The 14,368-nt window shown below is 63.6% G+C and carries 14 protein-coding genes; 7 read left to right on the top strand and 7 right to left on the bottom strand.

The window, feature by feature from the left end:
• Positions 1-32: 32 nt before the first annotated feature.
• Positions 33-1,166 carry a succinyl-diaminopimelate desuccinylase gene (gene dapE / locus V6M89_RS27685; protein ID WP_332856235.1) on the bottom strand — a complete coding sequence of 378 codons (1,134 nt, stop codon included), beginning with the start codon at positions 1,164-1,166 and terminating at the stop codon, positions 33-35.
• A gap of 2 nt (positions 1,167-1,168) precedes the next feature.
• Positions 1,169-1,522 carry an ArsC family reductase gene (locus V6M89_RS27680; protein WP_332856234.1) on the bottom strand — a complete coding sequence of 118 codons (354 nt, stop codon included), beginning with the start codon at positions 1,520-1,522 and terminating at the stop codon, positions 1,169-1,171.
• A gap of 196 nt (positions 1,523-1,718) precedes the next feature.
• On the opposite strand from V6M89_RS27680, the gene V6M89_RS27675 reads away from it, so the two are divergent.
• The 4 genes from V6M89_RS27675 (at position 1,719) to V6M89_RS27660 (ending at position 6,375) form a co-directional block, all read left to right on the top strand.
• Positions 1,719-2,369 (top strand): PEP-CTERM sorting domain-containing protein, encoded by a 651-nt coding sequence (locus tag V6M89_RS27675; protein WP_332856233.1) that lies wholly within the window; start codon positions 1,719-1,721, stop codon positions 2,367-2,369.
• Between the two features lie 235 nt (positions 2,370-2,604).
• Complete coding sequence (locus V6M89_RS27670) at positions 2,605-3,903, top strand: diguanylate cyclase domain-containing protein (RefSeq protein WP_332856232.1); 1,299 nt, start codon at positions 2,605-2,607, stop codon at positions 3,901-3,903.
• Positions 3,896-5,863: a TonB-dependent receptor plug domain-containing protein gene (locus V6M89_RS27665; protein ID WP_332856231.1), complete on the top strand. Its 1,968-nt coding sequence runs from the start codon at positions 3,896-3,898 to the stop codon at positions 5,861-5,863. Before V6M89_RS27670 ends, V6M89_RS27665 begins: the two co-directional genes overlap by 8 nt.
• Positions 5,860-6,375 carry a YfiR family protein gene (locus V6M89_RS27660; protein WP_332856230.1) on the top strand — a complete coding sequence of 172 codons (516 nt, stop codon included), beginning with the start codon at positions 5,860-5,862 and terminating at the stop codon, positions 6,373-6,375. The genes V6M89_RS27665 and V6M89_RS27660 overlap by 4 nt, the downstream gene beginning before the upstream one ends.
• Before the next feature lie 6 nt (positions 6,376-6,381).
• On the opposite strand, the gene V6M89_RS27655 is transcribed toward V6M89_RS27660, so the two are convergent.
• The 3 genes from V6M89_RS27655 to dapC all read right to left on the bottom strand — a co-directional run bounded on the left by V6M89_RS27655 (position 6,382) and on the right by dapC (position 9,640).
• A complete protein-coding gene (locus tag V6M89_RS27655) occupies positions 6,382-7,524 on the bottom strand; it encodes a PilT/PilU family type 4a pilus ATPase (protein WP_332856229.1) in 1,143 nt (380 codons plus the stop codon).
• A gap of 62 nt (positions 7,525-7,586) precedes the next feature.
• Positions 7,587-8,414, bottom strand: a complete 828-nt coding sequence (gene dapD / locus V6M89_RS27650; RefSeq protein WP_332856228.1) for a 2,3,4,5-tetrahydropyridine-2,6-dicarboxylate N-succinyltransferase — start codon at positions 8,412-8,414, stop codon at positions 7,587-7,589.
• A gap of 11 nt (positions 8,415-8,425) precedes the next feature.
• Positions 8,426-9,640, bottom strand: a complete 1,215-nt coding sequence (dapC, locus tag V6M89_RS27645) for a succinyldiaminopimelate transaminase (RefSeq protein ID WP_332856227.1) — start codon at positions 9,638-9,640, stop codon at positions 8,426-8,428.
• A 160-nt stretch (positions 9,641-9,800) separates the two neighbouring features.
• Between dapC and V6M89_RS27640 the strand changes: the two genes are divergently transcribed.
• A complete protein-coding gene (locus V6M89_RS27640) occupies positions 9,801-11,618 on the top strand; it encodes a DUF4153 domain-containing protein (RefSeq protein ID WP_332856226.1) in 1,818 nt (605 codons plus the stop codon).
• Between the two features lie 73 nt (positions 11,619-11,691).
• On the opposite strand, the gene V6M89_RS27635 is transcribed toward V6M89_RS27640, so the two are convergent.
• Both V6M89_RS27635 and V6M89_RS27630 read right to left on the bottom strand, forming a co-directional pair.
• Positions 11,692-12,081 carry a VOC family protein gene (locus V6M89_RS27635; protein ID WP_332856225.1) on the bottom strand — a complete coding sequence of 130 codons (390 nt, stop codon included), beginning with the start codon at positions 12,079-12,081 and terminating at the stop codon, positions 11,692-11,694.
• A gap of 31 nt (positions 12,082-12,112) precedes the next feature.
• Entirely contained in the window at positions 12,113-12,898 is a 786-nt protein-coding gene (locus V6M89_RS27630; protein ID WP_332856224.1) for an SDR family NAD(P)-dependent oxidoreductase, read from the bottom strand.
• A 91-nt stretch (positions 12,899-12,989) separates the two neighbouring features.
• Between V6M89_RS27630 and V6M89_RS27625 the strand changes: the two genes are divergently transcribed.
• Positions 12,990-13,862: a LysR family transcriptional regulator gene (locus V6M89_RS27625; RefSeq protein ID WP_332856223.1), complete on the top strand. Its 873-nt coding sequence runs from the start codon at positions 12,990-12,992 to the stop codon at positions 13,860-13,862.
• A gap of 324 nt (positions 13,863-14,186) precedes the next feature.
• On the top strand, positions 14,187-14,368 hold a 182-nt coding region (locus V6M89_RS27620), incomplete at its 3' end, for a PAS domain S-box protein (protein ID WP_332856259.1).

The following is a 14,368-nucleotide window of genomic DNA, read 5'->3' as shown; positions in this document are numbered from 1 at the left end:
TTGCGCACGCCGCGGCGTCTGCTGGCAGGCTATCAGGCCAGCAGGTTTTCCAGTGTACGGCGATAGATATTCTTCAGCGGATCGACAAAACGCAGCTCGATATGCTCGTCGATCTTGTGGATACTTGCGTTGGGAGGCCCGAATTCTATCACCTGAGGGCAGATCTGAGCGATAAAGCGTCCATCCGAGGTGCCGCCGGTGGTCGACAATTCGGTGGTGACGCCGGTTTCCGACTTGATCGCGGCCGACAGCGCATCGCTCAGCGTACCGCGCGGCGTCAGGAACGGCAGGCCGCTCAGCGCCCATTTCAGGTCGTAGTGCAGGTTGTGCTTGTCCAGGATGGCGTGCACGCGGCGTTTCAGTTCCTCGTGGGTGCTGGCGGTCGAGAAGCGGAAGTTGAAGTCGATGACCATCTCGCCGGGGATGACGTTGTTGGCGCCGGTGCCGCCGTTAATGTTGGACATCTGCCAGGAGGTCGGCAGGTAGTACTCGTTGCCTTCGTCCCAACGCTCCGCCACCAGCTCGGCCAGCGCCGGCGCGGCCAGGTGGATCGGGTTCTTGGCCAGCTGCGGGTAGGCGATGTGGCCCTGCACACCCTTGACCGTCAGCTTACCGGACAGCGAGCCACGGCGGCCGTTCTTGATCATGTCGCCCAGGGTTTCGTCGGAAGTCGGCTCGCCGACGATGCAGTAGTCCAGCTTCTCGCCGCGTTCCTTCAGCATATTGCAGACGATGACGGTACCGTCGGTGGCCGGGCCTTCCTCGTCGCTGGTGATCAGGAAGGCGATCGAGCCTTTATGGTCGGCGTGGGCGGCGACGAACTCCTCGCAGGCCACCACGAAGGCGGCGATCGAGGTTTTCATGTCGGCGGCGCCGCGGCCATACAGCTTGCCGTCGCGGTGGGTCGGGTTGAAGGGCTCCGAGCGCCATTGCTCGACCGGGCCGGTGGGCACCACGTCGGTATGGCCGGCGAACACCAGCAGCGGCGCGGTGGTGCCACGGCGCGCCCACAGATTGGTCACGCCGTTCGATTCGATCACTTCGCAGACGAAGCCCAGCGGCGACAGCAAATCGATCAGGTGCTGCTGGCAGCCTTTATCGTCCGGGGTAACAGAGGAGAGGGCGATCAGCTTTTCGGTCAGCGCCAGGGTCTTGGATGGAGTCATTTTTATTTGTCGAAGATTTGTTTGTACTGGGCGTCGGAGAAGGAAACGGCGTAGGTGCCGTCCTTGTCCAGCACCGGGCGCTTGATCACGGACGGATTTTCCAGCATCAGCGCGATGGCGCTTTCGTCGTCGACGATGGAGGCTTTGCGCTCGTCGGACAGGGCGCGCCAGGTCGTGCCTTTTTTATTCACCAGCACATCGCGCGACAGGTGTTGTAGCCAGCCGGCGACGATTTCGCGGCTCAGGCCCTGCTTTTTAAAATCGTGGAAGACAAAATCCTGCTGCTGGTCGGCCAGCCAGACGCGGGCTTTTTTGACGGTATCGCAGTTCGGGATGCCGTAGAGGGTCGTTTTCATAGGGCTTGGATGCGGAAACTAGTGTTTTAGGCGAAGGGCGACAGAATACCATGGCTGGCCCGTGTTGATCCGCGACCGCAGCTCCTTAGTTGCAAGCTATGCACCCGGCACCGGGGAAAAGAAATATCGAATAGACATCACCGGGGCGGTCTGGAACAATATTCGAGCTGACCGCAACCACCCCAGGAGAAATAATATGAAAAAGACTCTGTTGGCATTGGCGCTGAGTGGCGCCGCCGCGCTGGCGCAGGCAGGCGTGATCGACTTCAATCCACCGGCCAGCGTGTGTAACAACGCGGTGGACGGCTACGGCGGCATCGTCGGCTGCACCGATTATGGCTACATCGCCCAGTCCTACGGCGACGTGGCCGGCGTGCTTGATGTGCAGTACTCGGCCCAGCGCGTGAGCGACACCAGTTTGAGCTGGTGGGACGCCAATTACAACACCCTGCGCGGCGTGGCCTGGGCGGTCGGCGGCGACGACAACTCGGCGGCGCGGATCGACCTGGTGCCGCTGAACGGCCAGGCCGTCACGCTCAGCCACTTCGACCTCGGCGCCTATTCCAACACCACGCGCGGCACCCACCTGACGATTTCGGCGATCGGCGGCCCGGTGCTGTTCAGCTACGACGGCGATGTCGGCGGCCTGCCTGGCAATACCGCCAGCAGTTTTGACGGCAGCTGGACCTCGCTGAGCGGTATCCGCATCGAGTGGCGCGACAGCGCCTACAACGTCGGCATCGACAACATCACCTATGCCGTCAACCCGGTGCCGGAGCCGTCGGCCTGGCTGATGCTGTCGCTTGGCCTGCTCGGCATCGGCATCGCGGCCGGCCGCCGCGCTTGATCGACCCGGACTTCAAGGGCGTGGGCGCAGAGGTGCCCGCGCCCGTGCTATTTCGCCCCATCGCTCCCCATCCACGCCGCATGGTGGCTACGCCGCCACGACGCCCCAGCTTTCGCCCCACATCCTCCCGCTTTACGCTTACAATTCCATTGAAGATAATTCTTTGTGGAAATGCCAATATTAGGGTCCCGCGGCGCCGCCGCGCACCTTGCCGCCCATGCTGCCGACTGTGCCCATGACCGAGTCTGAAGCCTCTTTATCTCCTCCCGCCGATTCGCTGGTACGGCGCCTGACCCGCATGAATTTGCAGCTGCTCAGCGTGACCATGCTGCTGACCTTCGCCCTGCTGGCGACGGCCACCTGGTACGTCGCGCGAGGCCGCCAGGTGCACGCGGCGCAGCTGAGCGCCCGGCTGCTGGCCAACAGCGTATCGCCGATGATGGTGTTTGACGACCGTCCCGCCGCGCAGGCCGAACTCGAAGCGTTTTCCCGCCGCAGCGATCTGCTGCTGGTGCAGGTGCAAACACCGGCCGGCGCAGTGTTCGCGCAGTGGCAGGCAGGCGCCGACGCGCCCACGCCCCGGATTGCGCCGACGCTCGCCCCGGAGCTGCTGGCCGATGCCGCGTCGGTGACGATGCAGGAACTGGAAGTGTGGGCGCCGATCCGCCTGAAGGACGAAGTGGTCGGCGTGCTGGTGTTGCGCGAAAGCCTGGCCGGCCTGCGAATTGCTGTGTTGACGCTCAGCGCGGCGTCGGCGGCGTTGATCGCGGTGGCGATCCTGGTCGCATGGCGCGGGCTGTCGCTGGTGCAGCGCCGCGCATTGGCGCCGCTGGTGGAATTATCCCAGCTGGCCGAACATATCGCACGGGAGCGCGATTACGGCAAGCGCGCAACGGTCTACCGGCCCGACGAAGTGGGTCGGTTGACCGAGCATTTCAACGATATGCTGAAACGGATCGAGGTATGGCAGGCGGACCTGAATCTTCAGCTGGAGCAGGAACAGGAGGCCGGCCAGCAGTTCCAGCAGCTGGCTCACAAGGACAGCCTGACCGGCCTGCCCAACCGCCTGTTCTTCCAGGGCGAGTTGCAGCGCTACCTGGCGCTGAGCGTGGAGCACGGCGAGTTGATGGCGCTGATGTTCATCGACCTGGATAACTTCAAGACCGTCAACGACAGGCATGGCCACGACGCGGGCGATGAAGTGCTGTGCGAAGTGTCGCGCCGCATGGCCAGCGTGGTGCGTTCGCGCGATGTGCTGTGCCGCCTGGGCGGCGACGAATTCGCGCTGATCCTGCCGACACTGCCGGACCAGGCGGCGGCCGAGCAGCTGGCGCAGCGCCTGATCGACGCGGTGCGCGTGACGATGACGATACGCGGCCAGGTCATGCCGGTCGGCGCCACCGTGGGCCTGGCGTTTGCGCCGCTGGATGCCAGCGAGGCCACCGCCTTGCTCAACGCCTCGGATGAAGCCATGTATGAAGCCAAGCGGGCCGGCAAGAACACTTTCAGGAGAGCGCGGCGTGCGGATGCGTAAGGCTTGCGTGCTGCTGGTAGCCGTTTGCTGCGCGCCTGCTGCTGCGCTGGCGCAGCAGCAACAGGTTCCGGCCAGCCTGGAAGAGCTGCTGCGGCAAACCCCGACCGACGTCACGCGCGACGTCGAGGAATCCACCTCGTCGCGCTTTGCGCAGAGCGCGTCGCAGGCGCCGTCGGTCACCTACGTGGTCACGGACGCCGACATCGCCCGCCACGGCATGCGCAATATGGCGGACATCCTGCGCAGCATGCCCGGCCTGTACGTGACCGGCGATGGCAACTTTACCTACGTCGGCGCGCGCGGACTGGGCCGGCCGGGCGACTTCAATGCGCGCCTGCTGTTCCTGATCGACGGCATGCGCATCAACGAGAACATCTACGACGCCGGCCTGCTCGGCTCCGAGTTCTTTGTCGACGTTGACCTGATCGACCGCGTCGAATACGCGCCGGGGCCGGGCTCCGCGCTGTACGGCAACAACGCCTTCTTCGGTGTGGTCAACATCATCACCAAGGGCGCGGACAAGCTGCATGGCCTGCAAGTGCGGGCCAATGTGGACTCGGACCGCAAGCGCGAGGTGCGCGCCAGCGTCGGCCACCGATCGGAGCAGGGCTGGGAAGCGTGGCTGGCGTTGAGCGCTTTCAAGCAGGACGACATCGCCGCACCGTTCGAACTGCTGCCGGACGACGATGCGCACTACAAGGAGCGCAGCTGGGAGCGCGGCCAGCGCCTGCTTGGCATGGCCCGCTACGGCGGCTGGACGCTGCGCGCGGGCCTCAGCCATCGCGAACACGGGCTGCCCAGCTTCGTCGATCTGGGACCGGAGCTGCCGCTCCGCGTACTCCAGGACCGCAACATCTTCAATAACAACTTTGTCTCGGCTGAATACCAGCGCGACCTGGGCAACGACTGGAGCCTGTATGGCGCGGTATCGTCCAAGCGCAGCGACTATCTGAGCACGTTCCCGTTTGTGCGGCAGGACTTGTCGACGCTCGAATTCGACAACCGCTCGCTGGGCCGCTGGTACAACGTGGATCTGCGCGTCAGCACCCAGCGTTGGAGAGATCACGAATTAATGGCCGGCTTCGAGTATCAGGACGACCGCACGCAGTCGATCGTCGCCGGCCCGGTCGGCGGCGAGCCCGATGCCGCGTTCTACGGCGAGAACCGGCGGCGCGGCCTGTTCGTACAAGACTCCTGGCGGCTGAACGATGCCCATCGCGTGACGCTGGGCCTGCGCCGCGACAGCACCAGGGTGGGCGGGACCAACATCAATCCGCGCCTCGCGTGGATCTGGAGCGGCGTGCCCGATGCCTCGCTCAAGCTGATGTACGGCAGCGCCTACCGCGAGGCCAACCTGTTCGAATTCCAGGTCAACGCGCCGCTGGAAGCGCCGCTACCATCGCCCGAGCGGATACGCACGCTGGAGCTGGCGTGGGACCACGCGCTGAATCACAATTTCCAGTACCGGGCCTCGGTGTATGCGTCGCGGCTGCGGGACCTGATCAGCATCAATCGGGAAACCGCGGTGTTCGACAACAGCGGCACCATACGCAATGTTGGTGCGGAGCTGGGACTGGAGCGGCGCTGGACCGGCGGCCAGCAACTGCAGGCTGCCGTGTCGCTACAGCGGACCACCGACGCGGCGGGGCTGCGCCTGGACAATTCTCCGCGCGCGATGGTCAAGCTGCTGTACAGTCAACCGCTGCAAGGCGAGCAACTGCGGCTGTCGTGGCAGATGCTGAGCGAGAGCCGCCGCGCCATCGGGCCGCTGGAACTGCCGGGTTATGCGCTGCTCAATAGCACGCTGTTGTGGCGCGCGGGCGCTGGCACTGATATCGCGCTCTCGCTGTACAACATCGGCAACGTCCGCTACTACGACTCGCCGTTGGGTGTGGGCGTGCCGTTGAAGCAGGAGGGACGTGTGCTGCGCTTTTCGCTGACCAGGCAGTTCGGTTCATGAGGTCCTGGCGCCAGGCCTGGCTGCTGTTGCCGATGCTGGCGTCGCTGGCGGCTCCTGCGCACGCGGGCCAGGACCAGCTGCAGCTGAAGGCCGCGTTCATCTACCGCTTTGCCCAGCTGACCCAATGGCCGCCGCCGCCGCAGCGCGAGTTCACCTACTGCGTGGCGGGCGACGCGCCCTTGCAGGACGCGCTGCGCACGCTGATGCAGGCCACGCCGGGCGGCATGCCGGTGCATACCTTGCAGTTGAGCGAGCCGCAGCGCGTGCCGCAATGCCAGTTGCTGGTGCTGGGCGCGGGCGTGCGCGGCGATCTGCGGCGCTGGCAGGAAGTGTTGGCGGATGATCCGGTGCTGGTGGTGGGCGACAGCGCGGAATCGTTCCGCAGCGGCGCCATCATCGGGCTGGTGATCGAGCCGAACGGCCTGGCCTTCCGCATCAATCAAACGGAAGCCAGGCGGCGCGGCCTCGCGCTCAGCTACCAGATGCTGAAGCTGGCGCGCGAGGTGAAGTAGGGCGCTTCAGGTGTTGAGCGTGAACTCGGTGAACGACGCCTCGTCCGGCGACGACTTGGCTTCCGGCTCGACCTGGGCGTTCTTGCTGTCCGGGCCATTATTCAATAGCCACAGCAGGTTGGTGGCGGAATCGGCGTTGGCCAAGGCTTCGTCCTGGCTGATCAAGCCGTCCTGCACCAGCTTGAGCAAGGCCAGTTCGAACGATTGCGAACCGGGCGACATGCTCTTTTCCATCGCTTCCTTGATCTGGCCGATTTCGCCTTTTTCGATCAGGTCCGAGATGTAGCGGGTGTTGACCATCACTTCCACCGCCGCCGTGCGCGTGCCGCCGTTGATCGAGCGGACCAGCCGCTGCGAGACGATGGCCTTCACCGTCGACGACAGATCCTGCAGCAGCGCGGCGCGGTTCTCGATCGGGTAGAAACTGATAATACGGTTTAGCGCGTTATAGCTGTTGTTGGCGTGCAGGGTCGCCAGCACCAGGTGGCCCGACTGCGCGTAGGCCAGGGCGGCGGCCATGGTTTCCTTGTCGCGGATCTCGCCGATCAGGATGCAGTCCGGCGCCTGGCGCATGGAGTTGCGCAGCGCGGTGTAGAAGTCCTTGGCGTCGCTGCCGATCTCGCGCTGGTTGACGATGGACTTTTTGTTCTTGAACAGATACTCGATCGGGTCTTCCAGCGTCAGGATATGGCCGGAGCGCAGTTCGTTGCGGTGGTCCAGCATCGAGGCGATGGTGGTGGACTTGCCGGAGCCGGTCGAGCCGACCAGCAGCAGCAGGCCGCGCTTTTCCATGATCAGGTCCGCCAGCACCGGCGGCAGCTGAAGGTCGGCCAGCACCGGAATGGTGGCCGGCACGAAGCGGAATACGGCGGAGAGGGTGCCGCGCTGCTTGAACGCGGAGAGGCGGAAGCGGCCCATGTTCGGCACCGATACGCCCATATTCAGTTCATTGGTCGCGGCCAGTTCCTCCATCTGCGCCGGCGTGGCGATTTCCGCCAGCAGCGAGTGGATGTTGTCCGGTTCGAGCTTTTGCTGATTGATGGGGATCAGGTTGCCGTTGATCTTGATGTGTACCGGCGAATTCACCGCAAAGAACATGTCCGACGCGTTCTTTTCCTTCATCAGCTGGAACAGGCGTTCCATGGCCATGGCACTCTCCTCAGTATCAAAAAAACGGGGACTGCAATCAGTCCCCGGTTCTTGTTGCCTGCTTAGATACCGCGCAGCAGTTCGTTGATGCCGGTCTTGGCGCGGGTTTTTGCATCCACGCGCTTGACGATGACCGCGCAGTACAGCGAGTACTTGCCGTCTTCCGAAGGCAGGTTGCCCGATACGACCACCGAACCCGCGGGCACGCGGCCGTAGGTCACTTCGCCGGTGGCGCGGTCGTAGATCTTGGTCGACTGGCCGATGTACACGCCCATCGAGATCACCGAGTTCTCTTCGACGATCACGCCTTCGACGATTTCCGAACGGGCGCCGATGAAGCAGTTGTCTTCGATGATGGTCGGATTGGCTTGCATCGGTTCCAGCACGCCGCCGATGCCGACGCCGCCGGACAGGTGGACGTTCTTGCCGATCTGCGCGCACGAACCGACGGTGGCCCAGGTGTCGACCATCGCGCCTTCATCGACGTAGGCGCCGATGTTGACGTAGGAAGGCATCAGCACCACGTTCTTGGCGATGAAGGAACCGCGGCGCGCCACTGCCGGCGGCACCACGCGGAAGCCGCCCTTGATGAAGTCTTCGGCGGTGTAGTTGGCGAACTTGGTCGGAACCTTGTCGTAGAACTGCATGGTTCCGTCGGACGGCATCTGCACGTTGTTCTCCAGGCGGAACGACAGCAGCACGGCTTTCTTGACCCACTGGTTCACAACCCAGTCGCCGGTGGTTTTTTCGGCCACGCGGATGGTGCCGGCGTCCAGGCCCGCGATCACGTGCGAAACCGCGTCGCGCAGTTCGGCGGCGCCGTTACCCGGGTTGATGTTGGCGCGGTCTTCCCATGCCTGGTCGATGATGTTCTGGAGTTGTTGGCTCATGTTGGACTCAATTATTTGTTAAGGGTTTTGCAGAATTGGACGATGCGCTGCGCAGCTTCCAGGCCTTCTTCCGTCTCGGCGACCAGCGCCATGCGGATGCGGTTGCGGCCCGGATTGGCGCCGTGGGCGTCGCGCGCCAGGTAGCTGCCCGGCAGTACCGTGACATTATATTCGGCATACAGGCGCTGGGCGAATTCGGTGTCCGACAAGCCGGTCCGGCTGACGTCCGCCCACAGGTAGAAGCCGGCGTCCGGCAGCTCCACTTGCAGCACTTCCTGCAGCAGCGGGGTGATGGCGGCGAATTTGGCGCGGTATTTTTCGCGGTTCTGTTCGACGTGGGTTTCGTCGTTCCAGGCCGCGATCGAAGCAGCTTGCACGGAAGGGCTCATGGCTCCGCCGTGATAGGTGCGGTACAACAGGAATTTTTTCAGGACGTCGGCGTCGCCGGCCACGAAACCCGAGCGCATGCCCGGCACGTTGGAACGCTTCGACAGGCTGCTGAACACCACCAGGCGCGCGTACGGCTTGTCGATCGTGGACAGGCCCAGCGTGTGGGCCGCTTCCAGCGCGCCCAGTGGCGCCTTGTCGCCGTGGTAGATCTCGGAGTAGCACTCGTCGGCGGCGATGACGAAGTTGTAGCGCTCGGACAGGGCGAACAGGTTCTCCCAGTCGGTCAGCGTCAGCACGGCGCCGGTCGGATTGCCGGGGGAGCACAGGAACAGCAGCGATACGCGCTCCCACACCGAGGTCGGGATGCTGTCGTAATCGCAGCCGAAGTTGCGGGCCGGGTCGGAATTGATGAAGTACGGCTCGGCGCCGGCCAGGTAGGCCGCGCCTTCGTAGATCTGGTAGAACGGGTTCGGGCTGACCACCAGCGACTTGGCGGCCGGGTCGATCACGGTCTGCGCCAGCGCGAACAGCGCCTCGCGCGAACCGTTCACCGGCAGCACCTGGGTGGCTGGATTGAGCTTGGGGATGCCATAGCGGCGTTCCAGCCAGCCGGCGATGGCGCCGCGCAGCGCGTCCGAGCCGATGGTGGTCGGGTAGCTGGCCAGGCCGTCCACATTGTCGATCAGCGCCTGCTGGATGAACTGCGGCGTCGGATGTTTGGGTTCGCCCATGCCCAGGCTGATGGCCTTGTGCTGTGGGCTGGCGGTCACCTGCGCGAACAGCTGGCGCAGTTTTTCGAACGGATAGGGTTGCAGCTTGTCGAGATGTGGATTCACTTGGCGGACCGGGTGCGGAACGTTGAAAAAAGAGCAGCGTAGACAACCATTATAGCGCCTCTGGGTTGGCCTCGTCATACGACGGTGAGTAGGCCGGCTATCAATGCCAAATAATAAACATGTGAGATACTTCGACCCACGGTTCACAAAGAGGTCAGGCATGGAACAGGATGAAACGACGATGGAAGTGGATGTCAGCCGACAGGTGATGGCGTTGCGGCTGGCGACCGGGCTGGCGCAGGGTGCGTTGCTATATTGGCTATATCAGGCCGACCGGGGCGGCTGGTGGCCGGCCGGGACGCCATATGTGATGACGCCACTGCTGATGGCCTGCGTGCTGCTGCCGGCGATGCTGATATCGGCCATGGGCCATATGGCGCCGAAGAAGGTGGCGCAATGGATGGCGGTGGCCGCCGCTGTGTTGCTGATCATGGCGCTGCACGCCGTCAGCCGCGAGGCTGGCGTGTTGCGGGGCGCCGGCGAGCTTGGCAAGGGCGCGTTCACGTCGATGTCGGGGCCTGTGATGGTGTTTGGCGCGGTCTTCATGTACATCGCGCATTCGCTGGTGATGGCGGGGGCTGCGGACCGGCGCCGCATCGCCAGCTACGACACGTATTTTGAGTTGGCCTGGAAGCTGGCGGTGCAGCTGATGTTCTCGGCCTTCTTCGTCGGGGCGCTGTGGCTGGTGCTGTTGATGGGCAGCGGCCTGTTCTCGATGGTGAAGTTGGGCTTCCTCAAGCAGATGATGGAAGAGTCGTGGTTTGTGGTGCCGGTGATCTGCTTCGCCTGGTCGTGCGCGATGCACATCACCGACGTGCGGCCGGCCATCGTGCGCGGCATCCGCAGCCTGCTGCTGGTGCTGCTGTCGTGGATATTGCCGGTGGCGGCGCTGATCATCAGCGGCTTCCTGTGCGCCTTGCCGTTCACCGGGCTGGATGTGCTGTGGGCGACGCGGCACGCGACGTCGCTGCTGCTGGCGGCGGATGCGGTGCTGATCGTGCTGATTAACGCCGCCTTCCAGAACGGCCACGCCAAGGCGGCGCTGGCGGTGCGGGTAAGCGCGCGCGTGGCTTCGCTGTTGATACTGCCGCTGACGGCCATCGCCATCTATGCGCTGGGTCTGCGGGTGTACGACTACGGCTGGACCTCGGACCGCGTGATCGCCGCCGCCTGTTTGGTGGTCGCCAGTTGCTACGCACTGGGTTATGCATGGGCGGCGCATCGCTACGAGACCTGGCTGTGCCCCATCGCCAACGTCAACGTGGCGGCGGCCTTCGTGGTGCTGGCGGTGCTGCTTGCCTTGTTCACGCCGATCGCCGATCCGGCGCGTCTGTCGGTGAACAACCAGATGGCGCGGCTGGAGAAGGGCCGCACCAAGGCGGCGCAATTCGATTTCCACTACCTGCGATTCGAAGGGCAGCGCTACGGGCAGGAGGCGTTGACGCGCCTGTCGCAGCAAACCACCGGCCCCGATGCGGCGTTGATACGCGACCTGGCCGGCAAGGCGTTGAAGGAGACGAATCGTTGGCAAACGGGATCGCAGTTGGCGTCGGTATCGATCACCGACAACGTCAAGGTGTGGCCATCGACCACCAAGCTGCCGGCCAGCTTTGTGGCGCAGAAGTGGAGCCCGATCGAAGACGCGGCTGTCTTGCCATGCCTGTTAAGCCGCGGCAGCAGCTGCGATGCCCTGGTGCTCGATGTCGACGGTGACGGCAAGCCGGAAGTCCTGCTGTTCAACGCCGGCCGCTACTCGGCGGCGCCGCTCTACACCGAGCACGCCGACGGCAAGTGGGTGGTGGCCGGCCATCTCGACGCGAGCGGCAGCGAGTGCGCTCCGCTGATCGAGAAGCTGAAGGCGGGCCAGTACACGCTGGTCGCACCGCGCATGAAGGCGCTGGAAGTGGCGGGGCAGCTATTGCAGTTCCAGTCGGAGTTCGGCGCGGACGACTGCAAGCTCATCAAGGCCGCAAAATAAGCGGGGGTCAAGTCTGACATTCGGACACGAGCTCTGCCTTAACCTATGTTACGGCAGAGCTCGTGTCCGAATGTCAGACTTGACCCCAGCCTTTGTAGCTGCGCACTTCGAGATTATGCCCATCGGGATCGTAGAAATACCAGGCGTCGGCCATGCCGCGCGCGCCCAGGGACTTCGACGGTGGTCCGCCGTTGCGGTCAAATGGCGCGCTGCCGAACGCAATCGATCGTTCGCACAGCCGATTGTGTACAGCATCGAAGCTGGCGCGGTCCAGGCAAAAGGCCAGGTGAAGCAAGTCTCGCGGCGGTTCGCGCATCAGGTCCAGCGTTAAACCTTCGTTCACGCGCACAAGTTCGAACGGGCCAGCGCTGCCGTCGAGACGGAAGCCGAGCACGTCCTGATAAAAGCGGGCGGACGTGGCGGGATCGCGTACCCGCAGAATGATGTGATCGAGAGTTACCATGCTCTTGCTCCATGTGCGTTGCTGAAAGTATTCACGTCATGACGCGGCCACCGGCAACATCGAGTGTGATGCCGGTGATCCATGACGCGGATGCGGACAGTAGAAACAATGCTGCCGATGCGATGTCGTCAGGGTGGCCAAGCCGGCCTAGCGGAAACGCCGTCAATATGCGCTGTTGCTGTTCAAGCGGCATGCGCTGAGCCGTGCGCTCGGTCAGGACGGCTGACGGCGAAATGCAGTTCACGCGGATGCCGTGTTGCCCAAGTTCGTTTGCGGCATGGCGTGTCAGCATGATCACACCTGCCTTGGCTGCGCCATACCCGGCCGGCGCCCCCGAAGCGACCCGTCCGCCCGCCGAAGCCATGGTGACGATGCTGCCGCTACCGCGCGCTATCATGGCGGGCAGGAAAGACTTGAGTGTGAAGAAGGTTGAAGTCAGATTGTTGTCGAGGCTAGAGCGCCAATCTTCTTCGGTGATGTCGGCCAGTGGGGCAGGACGTCCGCTGCCGCCGCCAGCAAATGCCAGCACCAACTCTGGCGCGCCCAAGTCTTCCTCGATGGCGACACGCATGCGTTCGACGGCGGCCAGGTCGGAACAGTCTGCCACTGCCGCCAGAGCTTCCCCGCCCATTGAGCGGATCGCGGCCACCGTATCGTCAACGGCAGCGCGGGCACGGCCATTGACGGCGACTCTTGCGCCACAGCGGGCCAGCGCCAGGCAGGTAGCTGCGCCGATCCCGCGCGAACCGCCGGTGACGAGCGCCACCTTGCCGTGCAGGTCGGGATAAATCGGAACAGAGGTGTTTGCTTCAGTCATGTCTGGTCTCCGGTGTATGCTTGACGCCAGATTACAAACTGACTAGGCTAAAATCAAATCACATGTTATTGGCCTATCCATAAAAAATTAGATGTCTTACCTACTTCATCTGCGCAGCTTCCTCAGCGTCTACCGGCACAATTCCATCTCGCGCGCGGCGGTTTCGCTGCAGCTGACGCAACCCGCCGTGTCCCGACACATCAAGATATTGGAGGCGCGCCTGCAGACTCAATTGTTCACCCGTCTGCCGCGCGGTCTGGCGCCAACGCCCGCCGCCATCGAACTGGAGCGCCAGTCCGGGCCGCATTTGGACGCGCTGGAGGCCATCATCGGCAGCGGCGCCAATCAGCGCGAGGCCCTTGCCGGTGTCATTCATGTCGGCGCGACCAGCGGATTTTCCGGGTTGCTGCTGTCCGCCTTGAGCGCCATGCCGCGTTACGGGATTCGACTTGACCTGCGCGCGATGCCGCCGCCGGCCCTGGTGAAAGCGCTCGCCGACCGCGAGCTTGATCTGGTGGTGACACTGGCGCGCATACCGCACAAAGCCATTGACTATGCACTGCTGTATGAGGGGCGGCTGCAATTGGTATGCGCACCGGCTTTTCGCGATCGCGTACCCAAGTCGGCTGCGCCGAAAGGCCTGCCGCTGATCGATTTGCAAGGGCCGGTACCACCACTGACGAGTTTTTGGCGAGAGGTTTTCGGTTGCTCCGCTGAGCAGCCTTCGGCCATCGTTCCTGACTATCAAATGGCGCTGGAGGCAGCGGCGGCGGGCGGCGGACTGGCCGTCTTGCCGGAATGCCTATGTCGGCCGCTGCTCAATGCCGGCCACCTGATCGCACTGCCGTTGCCGAAGCGCGCACCGTTGTTCTCGCTCTATCTTGCACGCGGCAAGGGTGGCGGCGCCGTTGAACGGGTTGACCTGTGCAGTCAGCAGTTGATTGACGCCGCGCGCACGTGGTGACGGACGGATTTGATGGCGATTGTGGCCGTTTCGGCTCCAATTTCCCAGTATCTCATTGCCATTGAGATACTATTCCGCTTTCAATCGAGATGATGCTGACATGCCGGGAGCCCGCCGTGCTATTGTAGAAACAGGTTACAGGTTTTATCTCCACACTTCGCGAAGTCCCATCATCCAGCCCACGCACATCCGTGAGTTGCCTCGACCTCCCGCCGCCTAGCTGTCGCTCATAACGCGCTGCATTCCGAGACATCCGCCGCGCATCGCGACGGGCAATGGATGCACGTGCCAATTCAATGTGACATCCGGGAGAATATCTTGAACGTGGACCGCTCGCTGTACGACGGACAACTGCTATTGAAGGCGGGCGCGCTGCAGGACGCCATTTTCAACAGCGCCAATTTCTCCAGTATCGCCACCGATGCCCAAGGCGTGATCCAGATTTTCAATGTCGGCGCCGAGCGCATGCTGGGCTATAAGGCGGCCGACGTGATGGACAAGATCAC

Origin of the sequence: Duganella sp. S19_KUP01_CR8 (genome assembly GCF_036688705.1) — a bacterium.
Classification (GTDB): domain Bacteria; phylum Pseudomonadota; class Gammaproteobacteria; order Burkholderiales; family Burkholderiaceae_D; genus Rugamonas.
Note: the sequence above shows the minus strand (reverse complement) of the source record. Positions and strands in the feature narration are given on the sequence as shown.

What these genes read in the sequence shown, in the direction of transcription:
- dapE (WP_332856235.1), bottom strand. Translation starts at nt 1,166, where the DNA reads ATGACTCCATCCAAGACCCTGGCGCTGACCGAAAAGCTGATCGCCCTC.
- V6M89_RS27680 (WP_332856234.1), bottom strand. Translation starts at nt 1,522, where the DNA reads ATGAAAACGACCCTCTACGGCATCCCGAACTGCGATACCGTCAAAAAA.
- V6M89_RS27675 (WP_332856233.1), top strand. Translation starts at nt 1,719, where the DNA reads ATGAAAAAGACTCTGTTGGCATTGGCGCTGAGTGGCGCCGCCGCGCTG.
- V6M89_RS27670 (WP_332856232.1), top strand. Translation starts at nt 2,605, where the DNA reads ATGACCGAGTCTGAAGCCTCTTTATCTCCTCCCGCCGATTCGCTGGTA.
- V6M89_RS27665 (WP_332856231.1), top strand. Translation starts at nt 3,896, where the DNA reads ATGCGTAAGGCTTGCGTGCTGCTGGTAGCCGTTTGCTGCGCGCCTGCT.
- V6M89_RS27660 (WP_332856230.1), top strand. Translation starts at nt 5,860, where the DNA reads ATGAGGTCCTGGCGCCAGGCCTGGCTGCTGTTGCCGATGCTGGCGTCG.
- V6M89_RS27655 (WP_332856229.1), bottom strand. Translation starts at nt 7,524, where the DNA reads ATGGCCATGGAACGCCTGTTCCAGCTGATGAAGGAAAAGAACGCGTCG.
- dapD (WP_332856228.1), bottom strand. Translation starts at nt 8,414, where the DNA reads ATGAGCCAACAACTCCAGAACATCATCGACCAGGCATGGGAAGACCGC.
- V6M89_RS27640 (WP_332856226.1), top strand. Translation starts at nt 9,801, where the DNA reads ATGGAACAGGATGAAACGACGATGGAAGTGGATGTCAGCCGACAGGTG.
- V6M89_RS27635 (WP_332856225.1), bottom strand. Translation starts at nt 12,081, where the DNA reads ATGGTAACTCTCGATCACATCATTCTGCGGGTACGCGATCCCGCCACG.
- V6M89_RS27630 (WP_332856224.1), bottom strand. Translation starts at nt 12,898, where the DNA reads ATGACTGAAGCAAACACCTCTGTTCCGATTTATCCCGACCTGCACGGC.
- V6M89_RS27625 (WP_332856223.1), top strand. Translation starts at nt 12,990, where the DNA reads ATGTCTTACCTACTTCATCTGCGCAGCTTCCTCAGCGTCTACCGGCAC.